This is a genomic window from Limnohabitans sp. 2KL-27, assembly GCF_001269345.1.
GTDB lineage: Bacteria > Pseudomonadota > Gammaproteobacteria > Burkholderiales > Burkholderiaceae_C > Limnohabitans_A.
The window spans coordinates 1,462,402-1,484,771 of the sequence record NZ_CXOP01000002.1 but is presented as its reverse complement, the minus strand read 5'-3'; the positions used below and the strand labels follow the sequence as shown (position 1 = coordinate 1,484,771).

The following is a 22,370-nucleotide window of genomic DNA, read 5'->3' as shown; positions in this document are numbered from 1 at the left end:
GTCAGTTCAGGCCTCCATAGTGTTCTTCACGGATGATGCGCGGCGTGATTTCACGCGGCTCGATGCTCACCGGCTCATAGATCACGCGCTGACGCTCAGCGTCGTAGCGCATTTCAACGTGACCCGACAAGGGGAAGTCTTTGCGGAAGGGGTGACCGATGAAACCGTAGTCGGTCAGGATGCGGCGCAGGTCGTTGTGGCCTTCGAACACGATGCCGTACAGGTCAAACGCTTCACGTTCGTACCAGTTGGCCGAGTTCCAGATCGCGTTGACCGAATCCACCAAAGGCAGATCGTCATCGGGGCAGAGCACTTTGACACGCACGCGCTGGTTCAGGCTGACCGACAACAAATGCACGGTGACACCAAAGCGGGGGCCATCGGTGCCCACATCGCGGTAAGCAGAGTAATCGAGGCCGGCCAAATCAACGAGTTGCTCGAATTGGCAGCCCGGCGCATCACGCAAGGTTTGCATCACGCTCAGGTAATGCTGTGCGTTCACATGAAGGGTCACCTCGCCCAAAGCGATGGTGATTTTCTGCACCCGATCACCCAGGGCCGCAGCCAGGGTGTCTTGCAGGTCTTCGGGGCGAATGGCGAAATCGGTCATCGTCATTCCCTTCAAGCGCGCGCAATGGTGTGCGTGCGGCGGATTTTTTGCTGCAGCTGGATGATGCCGTAGATCAGCGCTTCAGCCGTGGGTGGGCAGCCCGGCACATACACATCCACCGGCACAATCCGGTCACAACCGCGCACCACCGAATAGCTGTAGTGGTAGTAACCACCGCCGTTGGCGCAAGACCCCATGGAGATCACCCAGCGCGGCTCGGACATCTGGTCATACACCTTGCGCAGGGCCGGCGCCATCTTGTTGCACAGGGTGCCGGCCACGATCATCAAATCGGCCTGACGTGGACTGGCGCGGAACACCTCGGCACCAAATCGGGCCAAGTCGTAGCGGGCTGTGGCCGAATGCATCATCTCCACCGCGCAGCAAGCCAGACCGAAGGTCATGGGCCAGAGCGAACCGGTTTTGGCCCAATTCACCACCGAGTCGTAACTCGTGGTGATGAAGCCTTCTTTCATCACGCCTTCAATCATTTTTTATCCTCAAGCAGGCTGAATGTTGTTGTCAGTGCGAACGGTCATTCCCAGTCCAGGGCGCCTTTTTTCCACTCGTAGACGAAGCCCACGACCAGAATGGCCAAAAAGATCACCACGGCCACAAAACCGGCCAAGCCCACCTCCTTGAGCGCAATGGCCCAAGGGAACAAGAAGGCGATTTCCAGGTCAAACAAGATGAACAGGATGGCGACCAGGTAGTAGCGCACATCGAACTTCATGCGGGCGTCTTCAAAGGCTTCAAAGCCGCATTCGTAAGGGGAATTTTTTTCCGCGTCAGGTTTGTTGGGGCCGAGGATGTAGCCCAAAACCTGGGGAATGATGCCGACAGCGATGCCGACCAAAATGAACAAGAGAATGGGAAGGTACTGGTCGAGGTTCATTTTGGACTTGCGGTATCACCGAATGAATTGCCCAAGCCTTTCGGCATGGGCTTTTCTGTTTATCTGGTGCCGTCGGCGAGACTCGAACTCGCACAGCTTTCGCCACTACCCCCTCAAGATAGCGTGTCTACCAATTTCACCACGACGGCTGGATACGTTTGACCGTGTTGCATGAGGCGCGCCGAGTGGCGCATTGAGCTCTCCGGACAATCACAAATTCTACTCTGAAAACGTCACCATTTCCTTCTGGAAACAGGGAAAATTGTGCAGAGCAACAAAGCTGAACAGCAACTTACTTCGCAGGTGCAGGTGGCACGCTGTTGTCAGGCTTGGCAGTGGGCGTGTTGCCCGGGATTTGTGCGGCGGTGCTGCTGTCAACGGGCAAGGCAGGCGCAACTGGCGCGGTCACTGCGGCCCCTTCGAGCACGCTGCCCGAAGGGGCAACGGGACGTGCGTTGCTGAAATAAGCCAGCATCAAGGTGCACACAAAAAATACCGCCGCCAACACCGCTGTGGTGCGCGACAGAAAGTTGGCACCGCCCGTGGCACCAAACAAGCTGCCCGAGCCTCCGCTGCCAAAGGCGGCGCCCATGTCAGCGCCCTTGCCTTGCTGGATCAGGATCAGGCCAATCATGGCCAAAGCCGACAACATCTGCACCACCAAAATCAAAGTCAACATCACGCTCATCTGAATACTCCGAAAATATGAAAAGAGGGATAGAAAGCTCAGCGCGAAGCGGCTTTCAACATCGATAAAAAATCAGTCGCCTTGAGCGATGCGCCACCGATCAGGCCACCATCCACATCGGGCTGGGCCAGCAAGGACGAGGCATTGGCGGCATTCATGCTGCCACCGTACAAAATGGACACCCGTTCAGCCTGCGCTGTAGCGGCCTGCAATTGGGTACGCAGCACAGCGTGCACACCTTGCGCCTGCTCGGGGGTGGCCGTCAATCCGGTGCCAATGGCCCAAACAGGTTCATAGGCCACCACGATTTCGCTGATGCAATGGCCGTTGGCATGAATGACAGCGGCCAATTGGCGCTTGACCACCGCCTCGGTCAGGCCTGCCTCGCGCTCGGCCAAACGCTCGCCCACACACACAATCGGCGTGATGCCCACAGACAAAGCGCGTTGCGCCTTGATAGCCACCACAGCATCGGTCTCACCGTGGTACTGACGTCGCTCCGAGTGGCCCACGAGGCAATAACGCACCGCAAAATCACGCAACATGGCTGCCGACACTTCGCCGGTGTAAGCCCCCGATTCGTGATCAGAGACATCTTGCGCACCCAGCGCCAAGGCTGAACCGGCCAACAAGCTCTGAGCTTGGGTCAGATAAGGTGAAGGCACGCACAGCGCAGCACGGCAATTCACGCCGCCCATGCCGCTCAAGATTTCTGACAACAAGGACGCATTGGCAGCCAAGCTGCCATGCATCTTCCAGTTGCCCACCATCAATTTGCTGGCCATGCCCATCACCAAGTCACCACCAATTTGCCCACATGTTGATTCGTCTCCATCAAGGCATGGGCTTGCGCCGCACCCGATGGCAAACCACCGCCAGCTTCCGTTGCAGCAAACACGCTGTGGATGACCGGCTTGATGCGACCCGACTCGATCCAGGGCCACACGGTTTGGCGCAAAGCCTGGGCGATGGCCGCCTTGAAGGCCACGGGACGTGGACGCAAGGTCGAACCTGTGATCGTCAAACGGCGTCGCAACACCAAGCCGGCATTGAACCCGCTTTGGAGGCCGCCTTGCACCGCGATGATGACCAGACGCCCGTCCTCGGCAAGAGACTCGACTTCACGCGCCACATAGTCGCCCGCGACCATGTCCAAAATCACGTCGACCCCCACGCCGCCCGTCAGGCGCTTGGCCTCGGCCACGAAATCGGTGGTTTTGTAATTTATCGCATGGTCAGCGCCCAATGCCAAGCAAGCCTGGCATTTTTCGTCAGAACCCGCAGTGGCGATCACCTTGGCACCCGCGGCCTTGGCCATCTGAATCGCCGTGACACCGATGCCACTGGTGCCACCTTGAATCAACAAGGTCTCACCCGCTTGCAAACGACCACGGTCGAAGACATTGCTCCACACGGTGAAGAAGGTCTCGGGCAGCGAAGCGGCTTCGATGTCCGTCAGGCCCTTCGGAACCGGCAAACACTGGGCCACCGGGGCCACGCACAGCTGCGCATAACCACCGCCAGCGACCAAGGCACACACCCGGTCGCCCACTGCGAAACCCGCTTCGGCCATGGCCACTGCATCGCCCGACACCACCACACCCGCGACCTCCAGACCCGGAATATCCGAGGCGCCCGGCGGCACAGGATAGTTGCCGGTGCGCTGGAGCACATCGGGGCGGTTGATGCCGCTGGCCGAGACGCGAATGAGCAGCTCCCCTGCCCCGGCCACAGGGTCGGGACGTGAGCCGGTCACCAGCACCGCTGGGGCGCCGTAGCTTTGGATTTCAATGACGTTCATGGTGAAGCCACGCGGTATCGGGTGATCAAAGACCCCCGACACCCGCGCTGTTTAGCCTTGAGCGGGACGGTCCAGCAAAGCCTTCATCGACAGCTTGATGCGGCCTTTTTCGTCGGTTTCCATGACCTTGACTTTGACGATCTGGCCTTCGCTCAGGTAGTCGGTCACTTTTTCCACGCGCTCGTGCGCGATCTGGCTGATGTGCAGCAAACCGTCTTTGCCAGGCAACAGGTTGATCAAAGCACCAAAGTCCAGGATTTTGGTGACCGGGCCTTCGTAAACCTTGCCGATTTCGACTTCGGCCGTGATCTGTTCGATGCGCTTTTTGGCGATGTCGGCCTTCTCGCCATCGGTCGCAGCGATGGTGATCGTGCCGTCTTCCTCGATGTTGATCTGGCAACCGGTTTCTTCGGTCAGGGCACGGATGGTCGCGCCACCTTTGCCGATCACGTCACGGATTTTTTCGGGGTTGATCTTCATGGTGAAGAGCTTGGGCGCGAAATCAGACACTTCGGTGTTGGCTTCGCTCATCGCCTCTTGCATCTTGCCCAGAATGTGCATGCGCGCTTCTTTGGCCTGAGCCAAAGCCACTTGCATGATTTCTTTGGTGATGCCCTGGATTTTGATGTCCATCTGCAGCGCGGTGATGCCGTTGGTGGTACCGGCCACTTTGAAGTCCATGTCACCCAGGTGGTCTTCGTCACCCAGGATGTCGGTCAGCACCGCAAAGCGGTTGTCTTCTTTGATCAGGCCCATGGCGATACCGGCCACGTGGGCTTTCATCGGCACACCGGCGTCCATCATCGACAGGCAGCCGCCGCAGACCGAAGCCATGGACGAAGAGCCGTTCGATTCGGTGATCTCGGACACCACACGCACGGTGTAGGGGAACTCTTCTTTGGTCGGCAACACAGCGGCCAAAGCACGCTTGGCCAAACGGCCGTGGCCGATTTCGCGGCGCTTGGTCGAGCCCATGCGGCCCACTTCGCCAGTGGCAAAGGGAGGCATGTTGTAGTGGAACATGAAGCGGTCTTCGAACTCGCCAGCGAGAGCGTCGATGCGCTGGGCATCGCGCTCGGTGCCCAAGGTGGTGATCACCAAAGCCTGGGTTTCGCCACGGGTGAACAGGGCCGAGCCGTGGGTGCGGGGCAGCACGCTGTTGCGGATTTCGATGGGGCGCACCGTGCGGGTGTCGCGGCCGTCGATGCGGGGCTCACCGGCCAAAATCTGGCTGCGCACGATGCGCGCTTCGATTTCGAACATCAAGCCGTCGAGCTTGACGCTGTCAAAGGCGACGCCTTCTTCAGCCAAAGCGACTTTGACCGAAGCGTAGGCTTCGCGGCAAGCGTGTGTACGGGCTTGCTTGTTGCGGATTTGGTAAGCAGTGCGCAGCTTTTCTTCGGCCAATGTGGCCAGCTTGGCTTCGAAGGCGGTGTCGCGGGCAGGCGCTTGCCAGTCCCAAACTGGCTTGCCAGCTTCGCGGACCAACTCGTGGATCGCGTTGATGGCAATCGCGGATTGCTCATGGCCATACACCACGCCGCCCAACATGATTTCTTCGGACAGTTGCAGGGCTTCAGATTCGACCATCAGCACAGCGGCTTCGGTGCCGGCCACCACCAGATCCATCACGCTGTCTTTGCGCTGTGTCTGGCCGGGGTTCAGGACATATTCGCCGTTGATGTAACCCACACGGGCCGCACCGATGGGGCCATTGAATGGGATGCCCGAAATGGACAAAGCGGCCGACACGGCGATCATCGCGGCGATGTCGGCGTCGACTTCAGGGTTCAAGGACACGGTGTGGATGACCACGTGAACATCGTTGTAGAAACCTTCGGGGAACAGAGGACGGATCGGGCGGTCGATCAGGCGGCTGGTCAGGGTTTCGTGCTCGCTGGGCTTGGCTTCACGCTTGAAGAAGCTGCCAGGGATCTTGCCTGCGGCGTAAGTTTTCTCGATGTAATCGACCGTCAGGGGAAAGAAGTCTTGACCGGCCTTGGCGATCTTGGAACCCACGACGGTGGCCAGCACCACGGTGCCTTCCATGTCGAGCAGCACAGGGCCGCCGGCTTGGCGGGCGACTTCGCCGGTTTCCATCTTGACCGTGTGCTGGCCCCACTGGAAGGTTTTGGTGACTTTGTTAAAAATAGACATGTTCAGAACTCCTGAAAACAAAAGCGCATGAGGCTGCACTGTGGGCCCGGAAGTTGACGCTCTGAACTCGATGCCATTCCACAAAACCTTGACTAAAAAGCCTTGTGGAATGACACAGCGCGGGTTCTTTGTGACAAATTCCGACTGAAAAAAAGAATAAAGCGCCTGAGCTAGTGAACTAACTCAGGCGCTTTTCATCTGGACAGACAGTTATTTACGCAGGCCAAGTTTGGCGATCAGCGCAACATAACGGTCAGCATCACGGGACTTGAGGTAGTCCAGCAGTTTGCGGCGACGGCTCACCATGCGCAGCAGACCGCGGCGACCGTGATGGTCTTTGGCGTGTGTTTTAAAGTGAGGTGTCAGCTCGTTGATGCGGGCTGTGAGCAAAGCCACTTGGACTTCTGGGGAGCCCGTATCGTTGGCAGCACGTGCGTTGGCCTTGACGACCTCAGCCTTGATTGAAGATGCAATCATGGGTTTTTCCTTGTTGTTTCGCTGGCCTTCAGTGACGAATTTCAGCGGGTGAATGACTTGCGCCAACGGCCGGAAAAGCTGTAGGCGTGCGCTTTGCAAATCGCAAAACAGGCGGATTATAGCCCGAAAGTGCCCCCGGAACACGCGGTCCAGCGGCGCCCACCCCGTCCTGGCGCCTGCGCCAAACCCACCAACGTCGGCCCAGAAAGAGCCGACCTGCAAGAATTAATTGGGGTCAGATCCCAATTAATTCTTGGCCAGCCACGCCTTGAGCCGTTCCACACCCTCACTCAAGCGCGCCTGGTCTTTGGAGGCAAAGCACCAGCGCAGCCAACCCGCCGCCTCGGGGGCAAAGGCCTCACCAGGGGCCAGACCAAGGCCGGCTTCGGCCACCAGGCGTTTGGCGGTGAGCACCGCATCCGGGTGCCCTTCGAGCTTGAAAAACGCGTACATGCCGCCCCGGGCAGGGGCCAGTTGCACGCCTGGCAACGCTTGCAGCAAAGGCACCAGCGTGTCGCGGCAGGCCTTGAGGTGGGCCACCACACGGGGGGTGATGTCGGCGGTGTGGCGCAGCGCCACCACGCCGGCCCGTTGGGTGAAAACGGAAGCGCACGAGGTGTTGAACTCGATCAATTTGCCCATGTGGGGTGTCATGGCGGCGGGCATGACCAGCCAGCCCAGACGCCAACCGGTCATCAAAAAGCTCTTGGAAAAGCTGTGCACCACCACCAGGCGGTCGTCGGGCTCGGCCACATCCAGAAACGACGGCGCACAGCCGTTGGCGGTGTCGGTTTCGTAATAAAGGCGCTCGTACACCTCGTCGGCCAGCACCCAGGTGCCGGTGCTGCGGCAATGCGCCAGGATCTCGGCCTGCTCGGCGCGGCTGAGCGTCCAACCCGTGGGGTTGTTGGGCGAGTTGACGATCAGCATGCGCGTGGCAGGGGTGATTGCCGATTTGAGCGCGGCCATGTCAAGCTGCCACTGCCCACCCACCGGGCGCAGCGACACGCACTTCAAATTTGCGCCCATGACCACCGCCTGCGCCGTGAGGTTGGGCCAAACCGGCGTGACGGCGACCACCTCGTCGCCCGCATCCACCAGCGCTTGCGCCGCCAGCATCAAGGCGTTCACGCCGCCCGAGGTGATGGCCAAGCGGTCTACGCCCATGGGTCCGTGCAACGACGACATGTAGTCGGACACAGCCTCGCGCAACTCGGGCAGGCCCAGGTTGTGCGAATAAAAGGTCTCGCCACGCTGCATGGAATCGATGGCGGCCTGGCGCACGAGGTCGGGCGTGACCTCGTCGGACTCACCAAACCAGAAGGCCAGCACATCGGGGCGGCCCATGCCTGCATTGGCGACTTCGCGGATGCGAGACTCTTCCAGGTCCATGACGGCCTGACGCATGAAAGGGGCAGTATTTCGGTTCATGTCCTCATCGTAACGGCTGGCCCGCACTGAAGGTGTCACCCCTTGCACAAGCGCAGCGCTTGCCTATGATGAAGGGCACAACAAGCAACAGGGAGAAAGCCATGACACCCAGATATTTGGGGCTCACGCTCGCCAGTGTGGTTGGGGGGCTGTGCTGGCTGGCCATGCCGCCGGCCAGCCTGGCAGCAGACCCGTTCACCGCAGTCACGGTGGCAGAAAAGCCTGCCAAGGCCCAAAAACCGAAACCAGCCAAAGCCCCCAAGCCGCCCGCCAACACGACCACGGGCGAGAGCAAGGCCGAGCGCGACAAACGCTTGCTGCGTGAATGCCGGGGCAAGGCCAATGCCGGGGCTTGCGAAGGGTTTGCCAGTTAGGTGCCCCAAGCGAGCACGGGTGCGTGCGACCTTTCGCGAGCAAGGGCTCGCGTCCACTCAGTCCAGAGCCCACGCCTGCGCCAGCCCACTGGCCCGCACACTGGGGCGGGCCATGGCCGCTTCCAGCAAGCCCGCCTCGGCCTCCATCAAGGTGAATTGTTCACGCGCCCGCGTGATGCCGGTGTAGACCAGTTCGCGTGACAAAACTTCGGCTCCGCCAGGCGGCAGCACCAGCGCGGTGTGCTCGAATTCAGAGCCTTGGCTTTTGTGCACCGTCATCACCCAAGCGGTTTCGACCTGCGCCAGGCGCATCACGCTCACCGAGCGCAGCGCCTCGCCGTCGAGGAACCAGACCTTGAGCTTGCCCTCGGTGTTGGGCAAGGCCACGCCCACGTCACCATTGAACACCCCCAGCTGTGCGTCATTGCGCGTGACCATGACGGGCCGACCAGCAAACCATTCACCCGAGACGTGGAGCAAGCCGCCATTAGCCAAGGCTTTTTGCACTGCGGCGTTCAGACCTTGAGTGCCCCAGTCACCTTGGTGCACCGCACACAAAATGCGAAAGCGCTCGAAAGCCTGGAGCACATCGCGGACCCAAGCGGTGTGGGCTTCGGCGTCCTGCCCTGCCGGCCCCTGCTGCATCCGCAGCAGGTAGTCGGCGTAAGACGGTTTGCCTGACGAGCCCAGGGCCAGCTCGCAGACGGCTTGGGGGCTGTTGGGCTGCAGGGCAAGCAGTGTGCTGGCTTCGGGGTGGGCGGTGCCTGCGGCGGGCGTTCGCGGGCGAGGGCTCGCTCCCACAGAAGTCAGGAGCGTTGCGCGGGCTGCAGCGGCGTCACCCCGGTTCACTGCAAGGGCCAGCTGGCCGATCGCGCCTTTGAAGCGGCGGCTTTCACGCAGCATAACGGTCTGTTGGGCCAGCGCGGACGCGGCACCTGAGAACAGGTATGGCACTGGCAAGGTCTGCCCGGTCACGGTCTGCACAAACTGCGCAGTGTCTGCGCTGTAGCGGCCTGCGGCGGCGTCGCGGCACAGGTCGCCCAACACCGCGCCCGCTTCCACCGAGGCCAGCTGGTCCTTGTCGCCCAGCAGCACCAGCCGCGCCGTGGCGGGCAGCGCCTGCAGCAGCGCGTCCATCATTTCCAAGTGCACCATCGAGGCTTCGTCCACGATCAGCACATCCACATCGAGCGGGTTGGCCGCGTGGTGTCTGAACTGGCGCGTGTCGGGCCGTGCACCCAGCAGCGAATGCAAGGTGCGTGCTGGACCCATGCGGGCGATCAGCGAGATCAAGTCCAGACCGCTGCCCTCTGGCACCTGATCTTGCAGGCTGGTCAGTGCGTTGTCGATGGATTGCTTGAGCCGCGCCGCCGCCTTGCCCGTGGGCGCGGCCAGCGCCACGCGCAGCGGGCTGTCGCCCTCGTGCAGTGCCAGCAGCAAAGCCAACAGGCGGGCTGCGGTGTAAGTCTTGCCTGTGCCCGGCCCGCCCGTGATGACCGACAGACGCGCACGCAGCGCTACGGCGCAGGCCACCTTTTGCCAATCGGTTTCGGCAGGTGCTTTGGTACTGGGCACAAAGAAACGGTCCAGCCAGCGGCGTGCCGCCGCCTCGGGCACAGGCAACGGTTCGCTGACCCGTTGCAACAGACCCTGGCCCACGCGCTGCTCGTAGCCTGCATAGCGGCGCAGGTACAAGAGCGGTTCATGGGCCGTGCCGCCCAGCACCAGCGGCTGGCCTTGGTCGGGTGCATCGCTCAGACGCGAACAGGCTCGGGATGGGCTGCTTTGCAAAGCGGCTTGCCAGTCGGCCAGCGTGGCGGGTAGGTGCGCCCAAAGCGCACGCAAGCCTTGCGGTCCATCGACCGCCACAGCGGGCCAAGCCAGCAGCGCCACAGGCGGTGTGCACAGGTCGGCCAAGGGCAGGCAGGTGTGGCCACGCCCTTCCATTTGCGCGAGCAAGGCCGCCGACACCAGAAGCGCGGGACTGGCTTGGCCATCGAGCCGCAGCAGTTGGGCCGCAAGGGCACTGTCGATGTGGCGCAGCAGGCCTTGTTCGGTCCACAGCTGCAGCCATTGCAACGTTTGAGCGGCGCTCAGGCCTTGGGCGGGTAGGTCGTTGAGCCAATCCATTTGCGTGGTGGCGACGGCTGTCAGGCGGGTTGTCTTGCGCAAGCTCATGACATGACCTCGGCATTGAGCATGGCGTCGAGCCCATCGAGCAATTCGAGCGACGCAGGCAAGGTGCAGCAGCCGCCCGCAGGCCCGTCGATGCCACGCAAGAACAGGTAAACCGCGCCGCCCAGTTGCTGCGCTGGGTTATAGGCCTCGCCCAGTCGGCTGCGCAGCAAGCGGTGCAGCGCCAGCATGTAAAGCGCGGCCTGCACCTCATAGCGGTGCTGGGCCATGGCCTCGTCCAGGGCCTGCGGCGTGTAGGCCGCATCGTCTGCACCCAAGTGGTTGGACTTGTAGTCGAGCACCCAGTAGCGGCCTTGGTGCTCGAACACCAAGTCGGCAAAGCCCATCAGCATCCCATGCAACTGCGCGTCGGGCAGTTGTGGGCGGCTCACGCCGGGCAACAGGTGCTGCTGGCAGAGCGCGTCCACCTCGCGGGCGTGCAGCCGCTGGGCAGGCAGCCAGAACTCCATCTCTGGCAGCAAGGTGCCCAGCGCGTTCAGCGGCACACCGGGACCGCGCAGGGGCTTTGCCACCACACGGGTGAGCCACTGCACCACGACCTCGGCTTGGGCTTGGTAGCCTGCGTTTTCGCAGCGCTTTTTCAGGCGCTCGACCTTGGGCGCGTCCAGCATAAAACCATCAGCGGCCAGCCACTCGAGTTGGTCGTGCAAAAAGTTGCCTGCGGTCGGGCCTTTGGCAAAGCCGTGCCACGGGGCCAAAGAACCCGCAGGGACTGCGGGCATGGGCAGGGTCTGTGCGTCTTCGGTCGGTTCGTCATCGGCCGGTCGCGACGCGACCATGTGCGTGCTCATCGATGCATGGGGCTGCGAAGACAGGTCGCGCGTGAGCCGCGAAAAACTGGCGATGGACCAAGACTTGTCGATGCGTGCGTTGCTGATCAACGCTTGGCGCAGTTCGGCGGTGCGCACAGGCCTTTGCCAAACGGTGCGCGGCACGACTTCGCTCGCACGCACCAACTGCACCGATAAGGACTGCTCTTTTGCATTTTTTTCCAGCGCTTGCAGCTTAGGCCACCAGCCCGCTTCATCGATGGCGTCACCGCCGCCCAACAAATGGCCGGCAGCACTGTTGTGGTTCACACAGCTTTTGCCCGAACCCCGCGTGACCGGGCTCCAGCCCACCCACAGGGCATGCCGCGCACGCGTGAGCGCCACGTACCAAAGGCGCAGGTCTTCCCGCAGGCGGTCTTGGTCGGCCGTGCGGGTGTCGTCCTTGTCAAAGTCCAAAGTCCAATGCCGCTCACCATCGCCGTCATCGCGCTGCAACACCGGGGTTTTGTGGGCCTCCATCATGCGGTGGCTGTGCGCAAAGGGCAGGCACACCACCGGGTACTCCAGGCCTTTGCTGGCGTGGATGGTGATGACCTTGACCAGGTCTTCGTCGCTCTCCAGTCGCACGGTTTGTTCTTCGCTGTCGCCTGCGCCCCCCGCTTTGACTTCCTCGATCTGCTGGGCCAGCCAGCGGATCAGGGGCTGCTCCCCAACCTGCTGACTGCTGGCGGTCTGCAGCAGTTCGGCCAGGTGCAGCACATTGGTCAAGCGGCGTTCGCCATCGGGCTGTCCGCGCCAGCGTCCGGCCAGTTGCAACACATGCAGCGACTGGCGCAACATGGCCAAAACGCCCTGCCCTTGCCAAACCCCTCGCAAGTCGCGCATCTGCTCCGCGCGTTGGTCGAGCAACTCGTCTTGCGTGGCCAAGTCGTGCAACTCGGCCAGTGACAGGCCCACCGTGCGCGTGCCCAAGGCGGCGCGCACGCGCCGCATGTCTTGCGGCTCGGCCACGCCGCGCAGCCACAGACACAGGTCCTGCGCTTCGTCGCTGGCAAACACCGAGTCACGGTCCGACAGGTAGACCGAGGCCACGCCCCGCACGCGCAAGGCATCGCGCACGGCAGCGGCCTCTTTGCCTGTGCGCACCAACACGGCGATGTCTTTGGGCTGAAGCGGCTTATCGCCCTTCTCTGGGTCCACAAAGCGGGCCCTTGGGTCACTCAGCCAATCCACGATCTGCTCGGCGCACAGGGCCGACAGGTGTGTCTGCGCATCGCGCTGGCTGCGCAGTGTGGCGTCGTGCACCACGGTCATGGCTTTCACAGCCCCGTCGCGGGCGGTGAACACTTCGCTGCGCCCATGGGCCTTGACGCTCTGAAAAGGCAGCGGGTTTTGCTCACCCCGCTGGTAGCCAAAGGCATCTTGGGGGATTTCAAACCAGCGGTTCACCACATCGACCACCGCTGGGGTGGAGCGATAATTGATGCCCAGCACATGGTGGCGACCTGCGGTGGCCAAGCGAGCCGCCAAATAACTGTCGATGTCGGCTCCGCGAAAACCGTAGATGGATTGCTTGGGGTCGCCGATCAGCAGCAGCGCGCAGTCCAGATCGTTGGTATCCGTGCGGTAGATGCGGTCAAAGATGCGGAACTGCAGCGGCGAGGTGTCCTGGAACTCGTCGATCATGGCCACCGGAAATTGCTCGCGCAGGCGCTTCGCCAGACGCGCACCCGACTCGGGTTCGGCCAGCGCCACATCCAGGCGCTGCAGCATGTCGGCAAAACCAAACAGCCCACTGCGACGCTTGAGCTCGGCCATGCGCTGCAGCACATGGGTGCGGGCGTGCAGGCGGGCGGCTTGTGCGGGTTCAGGCAAGGCCAACAAAGCGGCTTGCAGATCAGCGAAGGCCTGAGACTCGGGCGGCAGCTCAACGACATCGCCTTCTTTGCGACACTCCAGCAGGCCATTGGGTGTCAGACGATCCCAGCCTGTACCCATTGCATCTTTCAATGCCTTCGCATCCCCACAGCTTTGCGACCAGCCTTTGAGTGCATCCATCCACTTCTTGGAGCGCCCCACCTGCAGAATTGAACCATTCCATCCATGCTTCTTGGCGGCCAGCTGCCCTTCGATCCAGCCCAACAAGTTGTCGGCCTTCTCGCTCCAGCCCTGCTTGAGTGCCGTCAGTTGCACATCGCGCTCGGCCAGCGCCCCACCGAAGACCTGCGCCAGCGAGCCGGGAACAGGGTCGGCCAAAGGGACCGCCATCAGGGCACGCATGTCCTTGTCGAGCGCGGGCACATCGCGCCAGACGCGCTGCACCTGCGCCACCAGCGGTGTGGCCATGGGGTAGAGCTGCTGGCGCCAGTAGTCCTGCACGGCCTCAAGGCGCAGCGCGGCTTCGTCGCCGACCAGGGTTTCTTCAAACAGGCTGCCGCTGTCAAAGGCGTGCTCGCGCAACATGCGCTGGCACCAAGCGTCGATGGTGTAAACGGCCGCGTCGTCCATGGCCTGCGCGGCCAGCGCCAGCCGGTACGCGGCTTGTTCTCGAGGCGCACCTTCGGGGAATTCGCCCTTGAGTTGATTCAAGAAGGCGTCGTCCGTTTGGGCGACGCCCCGGAACACCTGCGCCGCCTCGGTCAGGCGGGCGCGGATGCGGTCTGACAACTCACGGGTGGCGGCGCGGGTGAAGGTCATCACCAGCACGTCTTGCGGCAGCATGGGGCGCACGGGTGCGGTGCCCGCGTCGCCATGGCCCAGCACCAAGCGCACATACAGCGCGGCAATCGTCCAGGTCTTGCCCGTGCCGGCGCTCGCTTCGATCAGGTGGCTGCCGCGCAGCGGAAAACTGTGGGCATCCAAGGCGTGGGCGGTCGTCATGCCAGATCCCCTTCATCGTCTGCAGGCGCATCGGGCAAGACCTCGACTTGGGTCTGCGCCGCCCAGTCCTTGAGCGGTGCATACACCGCCTGCGCCAGCCGGTCCAGGGCGCCCGTGGCCAGCAAGTCTTCCACCGTGGGGTAGGTTCGGGCCAGGGCCGGGTCTTGGTCTTTTTCAGCGCTCTTGAAATCGCTGCCTTCGTAGGCATCGGCCAACGCGTTGGTGTTTTCTTTGTCCTTGAGCCACTGCAAGGCCACACTCGGCGGCAGGGGCAGCGGCCAGCGCATGCCCTCGGCCCAGGTGGCCAGCAGCACCTGCAACTGGGCACGGGCGGCCTCAGGGTCTTGTGGCGGCACACGCACCACGGCATTGCGGCCCACCACCACACAGCGAAGTGAATGCCCCATGGCGGCAGCGGCCAGCGATTGCAGCCAAATGTCGATGAGTTTTTCAGGCATTGCCGTGGCCGTGCCCGCTTTGGAGATGCTGACCAGCTTGTTGGCACGCAGGCTCAAGCGCATTGGCCCGCCCTCACCGGCCAGCACACCGCCCAGCGCATCCTGCAAACTCACTTGTGGGTGAATCTGCGGGTGTGCTTGGTCGACCAGCACGCGCTCGGCCGCTTCGGGGTAAGCCTGTCGCTCGCGCAGCGCCGCGCTCAGCTGGGTTTGCAGGATGTGGGTGAGCTTTTGTGCTTCGAGCGTGCCCACACCCGCCAGTGGCAAGGCCCCGGACAAGCGCAGCCATTGCACCCCACGCGCTGCATGGCCGGGCAGTTCGTCTGCACTCAAATCGGCAGGCACATGCTGCAGTTCGTGGTCGAGCAACTGGTACAAATCCAGCCCGCCCAGGCCAAACAGTTCATCGTCGTGCAGCTCGCTGCGCTCATCTTCCAAATGCACCTGCAGCCGCTCACGAAAAAACGCCCCCACTGGTTTGCGCAGGAAGCGGGCAAGTTGAGACAGGGTGATGACGGGCGGCTGGTCGTTGGCCGATTGCAGTGGGGGCAGCCAGCATGGATCGCCACGTCGCTGCGCTCCTGGCGATGACGCTTCAAAAGCAAGCTCATCGCGAGCGGAGCGTGGCGATCCAATTTGTGCAGCTTGCCACTCTTTGGCATAAGTCTGCAAACCACTGCCCGCTTCAAAGTAAGCGCGGCTGAACGGCTGCAGCGGATGCACCGTGGTCAGGCCGTGGGCCGTGTCCTTGCCCCAGAGCAGGTCGATCTCATCGCGCAGTTGCGACACCAGTACCGAGGGCGGTTGTTCGCTGTTGTCGCGCACGCTGCGGCCGCTCCAGCTCACGTACAAGAACTGCCGCGCTGACAAGAGCGCCTCGAGCATGAGCTGGCGGTCGTCATCCCGGCGCGATCGGTCACCCGGACGCGCCATGCCCGGCAGGCCCATCAGGTCAAAGTCGGACCGCGGACTGCGGCGCGGGTAGTCGCCATCGTTCATGCCCAGCAAACACACCGCCTGGAAGGGGATCGCCCGCATGGGCATGAGCGTGCAAAACGTCACACCGCCTGCGCGAAAGCGCTGCTCCAGCCGGGGGGCCTTCAAAGCTTCGAGCCAAGCCGATCTGGCCACGGCCAAAGGCACGGCCTCGGCAAAGCCCGCTTCGCCGCAAGCACGCACCCAGTCGTTCAGCGCCTGGTCGAGTGCCGCCAGCGCGTTGCGGTCGTTGTCGTCACGCGGCTTGAACAAGGCCGCCAGCAAGGCGCGGCAGCGCTCGGCCCACTGCACGGGCGTGGCGCTTTGCGTGCAGGTTTTCCACCAGTCGATCAGGGCCTGCAGCAGGTGGGCGAGCGACCCCGCCAGCTCGGCGTCCAGCCCCCCCACCTCGGCATAGGGAGACACCCCCGATGCAAGGTCATCGTCCACCGCGTCGGCCCCACAGGCGTAGCCCATGAGCATGCGCTGCACGCCAAACAGCGCCGAGTTGTCGTCGCCGCACACGCCCAAGCCCAGACCCGCACGGTGCTCGGCCGACAGGCCCCAGCGGATGCCCGAGCCCGCCATCCAGCGCGTGAGCGTGGGTAAATGCACCTCCTTCAGGCCAAAGCGGGCCGCGAGTGCAGGCACTTCGAGCAACTCGACCAGCTCGCTCATGCGGCTGCGCTGATGCGGCAGGGCCAGCAGCCATTCGACCGCGTGGATCAGCGGGCTGATGGCCTGTGCGCCCAAGTCGGCAATGTCGTACGGGATGAAACGCGCATCGCTGCGTTTGTATTGGCCGAACACGGCGCGGATCGCCGGGGCCATGCGCTCGATGTCGGGCACCATGACCACCACGTCGCGCGGCGACAAAGACGCGGGGGAGGTGTGGAACCACTGCAGCAACTGGTCGTGCAGCACTTCGAGTTCGCGCACCGGGCTGTGCGCCACGCTGAACGTGACCGAAGCGTCATCCTTTTGCAAGGGCTGGGCTGGGGTGCCACCGCTGGAGGGCTCCAAATCGCGGATGCGCCGCTGCAGCTGCGCGAGCAAACGCGTGCCGTCATCGCCGGGCACATTCTGAAAAAAATCGAGACGGTTCAGCTGAGTGATCGCCAAGGCCGATTGCATGTCATCCAACGCATCGAGTTGGCGTATGAAATCACGCCCTTGTCGACCCCAGGCCGCCAGCAGGGTGGGTGCATGCGCATGCATCTTGGCCAGATTCACATCCGCCAAGGTTTTCCCTCCACGGGGTTGACCTCGAGCGGGCTTGTGTTGAAACAACTCGCGCCCATCGATGATGTCGCCCCAATGGTATTGGCAAGGGTTGGGCACGGCCAGCAGCACCTGGCTGTGCGCGGCCAGCGCCGCCAGCATCTCCAGCAACTGCCCCGGCATGTGGCTCATGCCGAACACCGACACACGCCGCGCCACGGGGCTGGCCAGCGGCTGGCCCGACTGCAGGTGCGCCAGCGCCCGCGCATGCAATGCTGGCCGGGTGGCTTGGCGCTGGGTGTCGTCCAAGGTGGCGAGCACCCGCCGCCAGAGTTCGGCCTGCCAGAGCTGGTCTTCGCCCAGCACATCATGGCCAGCGGCTTTGCGCAGCACGTTGCGCCCGGCGGCCCAGTCCTGCAGCCAGTCGGGGCGGTAGATTTGGTACTGGTCAAACAGGTCGGCCAGCCGGCTGGCCAGTTGCAGGAGGCGGTCGGGTTCATCCCCACGCAAAAAGCCCGCCACGGGTTGGAACACCGGGTCTGCCAAACACCCCGGCAGCAAGGCCATCAGCCGCCAGGTCATGGGCAGTTTGTCGAGCGGTGAGTCGGGCGGCACATTGGCCGCACCCAGCACTTGCCGGTAGGTGCGCCACAAAAAGCGCGAAGGCAACTCCACCCGCGTGGCGGCGCACACGCCGCCCAGAGCTCCACCTTGGCGGGCCAGCTCGATCTTGATCCACTCGGCCATGCCGTTGCTCTGCACCAGGACCACTTCGCTCTCAAGCGGCAGCAAAGGGTGCGCACGCAGCCAAGCCGTGAGGGTGTCGGCCAGCACCTCAGAGCGGTGGCTGTGCAGGGCAATGAAGCCGGGCGAAATGGAGGATGCAGGCATGCAGTGAAGAGCGCGCAGGAGCAAGCGAAGCGCTAAGAATAGCCGCAATCATGCCCTCCGCCAGGCTCAAGGCAAGAGCCCGGCGCTGCCTTATTTTTAAGCACACGCTGCCACACCAGTCAGGGTGCGGCTTGGCGCAGTTGTTCAAGGACTTATCCACACCTTTGGGCACGGTGTTTGGGGGTAAATCACAGCTCGGAGACAACTTCCCCCACGCCCCTCAAATGAAGGCCGCCCCAAGCTGGGGCATGCATGCACACTGGCGCCAACCTCAGCACCGGCTGCGAAAAGTGCTCGCTGGTTTAAGGGAATACGCTGAAAAGAAAAACCGGCATCCGGACCATACTTTGGTCATCGATACAAAAGGATGCCCCATGACCGTCTCCTGGATCAAACTCACGGCGTGCCTCACGGGCGCACTATTGGCTGTCAGTCTGCCCATGGGCACTTGGGCGCAAGCCTGGCCCAGCAAACAAGCCATCAAATTGGTGGCTGTATTTCCGCCCGGCGGATCGGTGGACCAAGTGGCACGCATCTTGTCAGGCCCACTGTCTCAGCAACTGGGCCAAAGCGTGGTGGTTGAAAACAAAGGGGGTGCATCGGGGGTGATCGGCACAGCAAGCGTGCTCAATGCCCCCGCCGATGGCTACACCTTTGCGGTGGTGTTCGACACGCACGGCGTCAACCAAAGCCTGATGCCCAACATGCCCTATGACAGCAAAAAGGACCTGACTCCTCTGGTGCTGGTGGGCACCTCGGCCATGATGCTGACCACGCACGCCAACACCGAATACAAAACATTCGCCGACGTGGTGGCCGCTGCCAAGGCCAAAAAGAACGTCGCCTATGGCTCCATTGGCAATGGCAGCCTGGCGCATTTGGCCATGTCTTTGCTGGGCAAAAGTGGCGGCATGGAATTCAACCATGTCCCATTTAAAGGGGGTGGCCCTTTGATGAACGATGCCATTGCGGGGCACATTCCATTGTCCATGGCCACCGTCTTTTTGAACAAACCGCACATCGAGAGCAAGCGTTTGAGGCCACTGGCCGTCACATCGGCCAAACGTGTCGCCGACTTTCCTGATGTGCCCACCATTGCCGAGGCGGGCTTTGCGGGATTCGAAGCGCCGGCTTGGTGGGCGCTGTTGGCATCGTCCAAAACACCTCCAGACATCATCCGGCGCATGAACGAAGAGCTGAACAAGGCGCTGGCCAACCCGGATGTTGCCAAACGCCTGGTGGCGCAAGGCATTGAGATTTCAGGTGGCAGTGTTGAAAAAGCCAAAACCTTCATTGACGGTCAGATCGACACCTGGGCCAAAGTGGTGCGCGACAACGGCATCAAAGCGGACTGATGTCAGGCAGCCGCATCCGGGGCTGGTGCATCCACCACCAAATCACCGTTCAATGAGCGCACCCGGTGGTCGACGTAATAGCCGCCAAACTCCGTGTACCTGAGCAGAACACGTTGGCAGCGGTTACAAGAAAAAACATCGCTTCGGTTGCAGGGGAAAAATTGAGGCGCAAACGGCGCCAAAGGACTGTCGTATCGGGTGCCCAAGGGATGAAATTCTTCAAACGTGGGCTCGATGACCGGCGCCTGTTCATCCTCAGCGGGTTCTGCACGAAGGCTTCCCACGGCGGTCATTTGTGGTCCGGGCCAGCGTTCTTCGGTCACGCTTTCCCAGCCGGCACAGGGCCCCAAGGCGCATTGGCATGTCTGGGGTGAAGAGGCCTGAGCCAGGGCTTTCAAAGCCTGGGCGTCCAAGCGGGGTAGATGGGGTGTCATGCGCAGGTGCTTGAAGGTTGATCGCGGCTTGCATCGGCTGATGCTGCACAGACGAACGAGGTCATTGTTGGGTTGAATTTTAACGATGCCCTTTTGCGAACCCCACCCGGCCCCACGCCTTGAACAAACCTTCAAGCCCCTCGCATGGGCAGCGCTCGATGGTGTGGCTGGTCGTGCCCGTGTGCCATGAGGAAGCCGAGGGCTTGACCCCTCCTTCCAGGACTGCTGGCGCCACAAAGGCCATTGGGCATTCTGGCCCAAGGGTTAAATGACACGATCGACAATGAATGGGTGCTTTGGGCGCGCCTATTTTTCTGGGAATGGACATGCACCACCGTTTTTTGATGGCTTTATGCACCTTTTTCTTGTCTTGCACGCTGGCTTGGGCGCAGCCAGTCAGTCCGCTTGAAACAACCCAAGGTGTGCCCATCGCCATGCCGCCAGAGCCTCTTCAAAGGGTGCTGCAATCGGTGGTCACGGTGCAAAGCCGCAGCGACGCGCAAGCCAACACCAGCCGCACCCTGGGCCAGCGCCGCGAAGGCTCGGGCGTGGTCATCGGCCCCGATTTGGTGCTGACCATCGGCTACCTGCTGCTCGAAGCCGAAAGCGTGGACCTGATCGACCACCAAGGCCGTCGCATTCCCGGCCAGGTTCGGGACGTGGACAACCTCAGCGGCCTGGGCCTGATCCGCGCCTTGATCCCTTTGCGCCTCGATGCCGTGCCACTGGGCGACTCGGACTCGCTGACCACGCCTGGCCAGCTGTGGACTCTGGGCCAAAACGAGCGCACGCCCACGGCGCTCGAGATGGTGTCCAGAAAAGCTTTCGCCGGCAGTTGGGAATACCTGCTGGAGTCTCCCCTGATGACGCTGCCCGCCGTGAACAATTGGAGTGGTTCGGGTTTGTTTGACACCCAAGGCCGCCTGGTGGGCATTGGCTCCTTGCTGGTGCAAGACGTGTACGGCGACCAAGTGCCTCTGCCGGGCAATTTGTTTGTCCCGGTCAACCTGCTCAAAGACGCCCTGCCCGACTTGCTGCGCAGCGGCAAACGCATGGGCTCGGGCACGCCATGGTTGGGCATCACCAGCCAGCGCCTGCCCAGCGGCGGCTTGGCGGTTTTGCGTGTGGCGCCCAACAGCCCTGCAGCGCTTGCGAACATCGCCGTGGGGGATACCTTGGTGGCCCTGCAAGGGCAAACCTTGCAAGACCTGCCCGATTTTTACCGCCGCCTGCGGGCCCTGGGGCCTGCAGGCAGCCGCTTGACACTGACTGTGCGCAGCCAGGGGCAAAGCCGCGACGTGGAACTGCTCAGCACCGATCGCTCCGGCTCACTCAAACGGCCCAGCGGGATTTGATGCTTGGATGGAATGGACCCCGCCGCGGCCCCTTGGCGGCCCCTGTTTGCTTTATTTCTAAGCGCGCCTCGCCAACCCCACCAACGTGCGCCGTGGCAGGCTTGTACCCGGACTTAGCCACACCTTTGGGCACGGGGTTTGGGGATACACTGACCCGCCCTTTTTCTGCTTGCCATGTCTGAAATCTACCGCCTTAACCAATACAAAACCTTGCTCAGCTCACGCCGAGCCATGGGCCCTGCGCATGAATGCAGTCCCAAGGTCGCATTGACCCCGTGGACTCAAAAAATGGGCCCCCCCGTGTGATCAAGGTCACTTGGGACCCAGTGCCTTGGGATGCTCTGAGATGAACCCCTTCACGCTTGACCTGACCGGTGCCCCAAAGTTCTTCGCCGCACTCGCCTGGCTGTGTTTGGCTGGCTGCAGCGCCCCTGCGACACCGCTGAACGCGCCTGTTGCACCCGACAAAATCACCCCAGCCCAGGTGATGCCGGCCACGCCCATGCGTTTTGATCTGCCCGGCGGCGACAGCCTGGCCGCACGTGTATGGACCACGCCTGCGCCCCGGCACATTGTGCTGGGCGTGCACGGCTTCAACGACTACAGCAAGGCTTTCGAGCCACTGGCGCAGCACCTGGCGGGCGAACTCGGTGCCATGGTCTACGCCTACGACCAGCGTGGCTTTGGGGCCAACCCTGGACCCGGCATCTGGCCAGGCACGGAGGCACTTTTGGCCGATTTGCGCCACATTGCGATGCAACTGCGCCAGCAACACCCTGGCTTGCCGCTCACGGTGATGGGCGAAAGCATGGGCGGCGCTTTAGTGTGGGTGGCAGCGGGTGAATCGCCCGGCTTGACTGCGGACCAAATTGTGCTCAAGGCCCCCGCCGTTTGGGGCGCACAAAGCATGCCCTGGTACCAACGCATCAGCCTGCAATTCATGAATGCCGTGGCGCCCGACATGACCTTCACAGGCCGGGGCGTGCAGTCGCTGGGCATCACCCCCACCAACGACCTCGAGGTCTCGCGCGAACTTGGGCGCGATCCGCTCTTCATCAAAGCCACCCGCGTCAGCAGCTTGGCCGGAGTGACCGCGCTCATGGGACGCGCTCAAAGCCTGAACACCCAGCCACCACAGCGCAGCCTGGTGCTTTATGGTCTGCGGGACCGCATCATTCCTCCCCTGCCTGTCTGCGACTGGCTCACCCAACTGAACGCGGCAGGCGCCCCGGGCACAGCGCTGGACTTTGTGGTTTACCCCGAAGGCTGGCACCTGTTGACGCGCCAGCTGCAAACCCGCGAAGTCATGCAAGACCTGCACCATTGGTTGCAGCGAAGTGCGCTGACGCGGCGACAAAGCCCACAGCAGGCGCAGGAAGCGGTTTGCGCCAAACGCCTTTGA

The 22,370-nt window shown here is 62.5% G+C and carries 17 protein-coding genes and 1 tRNA gene; 4 read left to right on the top strand and 14 right to left on the bottom strand.

The window, feature by feature from the left end:
• Position 1: 1 nt before the first annotated feature.
• The 10 genes from LHAB_RS09980 to LHAB_RS09935 form a co-directional block, all read right to left on the bottom strand.
• Entirely contained in the window at positions 2-610 is a 609-nt protein-coding gene (locus LHAB_RS09980; RefSeq protein ID WP_090045877.1) for an NADH-quinone oxidoreductase subunit C, read from the bottom strand.
• An 11-nt stretch (positions 611-621) separates the two neighbouring features.
• Positions 622-1,101 carry a NuoB/complex I 20 kDa subunit family protein gene (locus LHAB_RS09975; protein ID WP_019428571.1) on the bottom strand — a complete coding sequence of 160 codons (480 nt, stop codon included), beginning with the start codon at positions 1,099-1,101 and terminating at the stop codon, positions 622-624.
• 44 nt (positions 1,102-1,145) lie between these two features.
• Positions 1,146-1,505, bottom strand: coding sequence for an NADH-quinone oxidoreductase subunit A (locus LHAB_RS09970; RefSeq protein WP_090045875.1), 360 nt, complete (start codon positions 1,503-1,505; stop codon positions 1,146-1,148).
• A 64-nt stretch (positions 1,506-1,569) separates the two neighbouring features.
• Positions 1,570-1,654: transfer RNA gene (locus LHAB_RS09965), tRNA-Leu, on the bottom strand.
• 143 nt (positions 1,655-1,797) lie between these two features.
• The gene (gene secG, locus LHAB_RS09960) at positions 1,798-2,193 is read right to left on the bottom strand and encodes a preprotein translocase subunit SecG (RefSeq protein ID WP_090045873.1); all 396 of its coding nucleotides are present in this window, start codon (positions 2,191-2,193) and stop codon (positions 1,798-1,800) included.
• Between the two features lie 38 nt (positions 2,194-2,231).
• Positions 2,232-2,978, bottom strand: a complete 747-nt coding sequence (tpiA, locus tag LHAB_RS09955; RefSeq protein WP_090047880.1) for a triose-phosphate isomerase — start codon at positions 2,976-2,978, stop codon at positions 2,232-2,234.
• 5 nt (positions 2,979-2,983) lie between these two features.
• A complete protein-coding gene (locus LHAB_RS09950) occupies positions 2,984-3,994 on the bottom strand; it encodes an NAD(P)H-quinone oxidoreductase (RefSeq protein ID WP_090045870.1) in 1,011 nt (336 codons plus the stop codon).
• A gap of 51 nt (positions 3,995-4,045) precedes the next feature.
• Positions 4,046-6,151, bottom strand: coding sequence for a polyribonucleotide nucleotidyltransferase (gene pnp, locus LHAB_RS09945; RefSeq protein WP_090045869.1), 2,106 nt, complete (start codon positions 6,149-6,151; stop codon positions 4,046-4,048).
• Between the two features lie 210 nt (positions 6,152-6,361).
• Positions 6,362-6,628 (bottom strand): 30S ribosomal protein S15, encoded by a 267-nt coding sequence (gene rpsO, locus LHAB_RS09940; protein WP_019428565.1) that lies wholly within the window; start codon positions 6,626-6,628, stop codon positions 6,362-6,364.
• Between the two features lie 246 nt (positions 6,629-6,874).
• On the bottom strand, positions 6,875-8,059 hold the full coding sequence (locus tag LHAB_RS09935) for a pyridoxal phosphate-dependent aminotransferase (protein ID WP_090045867.1): 1,185 nt from the start codon (positions 8,057-8,059) through the stop codon (positions 6,875-6,877).
• Between the two features lie 101 nt (positions 8,060-8,160).
• On the opposite strand from LHAB_RS09935, the gene LHAB_RS09930 reads away from it, so the two are divergent.
• A complete protein-coding gene (locus LHAB_RS09930) occupies positions 8,161-8,433 on the top strand; it encodes a hypothetical protein (RefSeq protein ID WP_090045864.1) in 273 nt (90 codons plus the stop codon).
• A 57-nt stretch (positions 8,434-8,490) separates the two neighbouring features.
• On the opposite strand, the gene recD is transcribed toward LHAB_RS09930, so the two are convergent.
• Genes recD through recC form a run of 3 tightly spaced genes read right to left on the bottom strand, consistent with a single transcriptional unit; the run spans position 8,491 to position 17,824 of the window.
• A complete protein-coding gene (gene recD / locus LHAB_RS09925) occupies positions 8,491-10,611 on the bottom strand; it encodes an exodeoxyribonuclease V subunit alpha (protein ID WP_090045862.1) in 2,121 nt (706 codons plus the stop codon).
• Positions 10,608-14,279 (bottom strand): exodeoxyribonuclease V subunit beta, encoded by a 3,672-nt coding sequence (recB, locus tag LHAB_RS09920; protein WP_090045861.1) that lies wholly within the window; start codon positions 14,277-14,279, stop codon positions 10,608-10,610. Before recB ends, recD begins: the two co-directional genes overlap by 4 nt.
• Entirely contained in the window at positions 14,276-17,824 is a 3,549-nt protein-coding gene (gene recC, locus LHAB_RS09915; RefSeq protein WP_090045859.1) for an exodeoxyribonuclease V subunit gamma, read from the bottom strand. The genes recB and recC overlap by 4 nt, the downstream gene beginning before the upstream one ends.
• A gap of 374 nt (positions 17,825-18,198) precedes the next feature.
• On the opposite strand from recC, the gene LHAB_RS09910 reads away from it, so the two are divergent.
• A complete protein-coding gene (locus tag LHAB_RS09910) occupies positions 18,199-19,179 on the top strand; it encodes a tripartite tricarboxylate transporter substrate binding protein (RefSeq protein ID WP_090045858.1) in 981 nt (326 codons plus the stop codon).
• Between the two features lie 2 nt (positions 19,180-19,181).
• On the opposite strand, the gene LHAB_RS09905 is transcribed toward LHAB_RS09910, so the two are convergent.
• Entirely contained in the window at positions 19,182-19,613 is a 432-nt protein-coding gene (locus LHAB_RS09905) for a hypothetical protein (protein ID WP_090045856.1), read from the bottom strand.
• Between the two features lie 326 nt (positions 19,614-19,939).
• Between LHAB_RS09905 and LHAB_RS09900 the strand changes: the two genes are divergently transcribed.
• Together LHAB_RS09900 and LHAB_RS09895 are read left to right on the top strand one after the other, a co-directional pair.
• The gene (locus LHAB_RS09900; protein ID WP_194943151.1) at positions 19,940-20,968 is read left to right on the top strand and encodes a S1C family serine protease; all 1,029 of its coding nucleotides are present in this window, start codon (positions 19,940-19,942) and stop codon (positions 20,966-20,968) included.
• Positions 20,969-21,314: 346 nt separating this feature from the next.
• Positions 21,315-22,370 carry an alpha/beta fold hydrolase gene (locus tag LHAB_RS09895; RefSeq protein ID WP_090045853.1) on the top strand — a complete coding sequence of 352 codons (1,056 nt, stop codon included), beginning with the start codon at positions 21,315-21,317 and terminating at the stop codon, positions 22,368-22,370.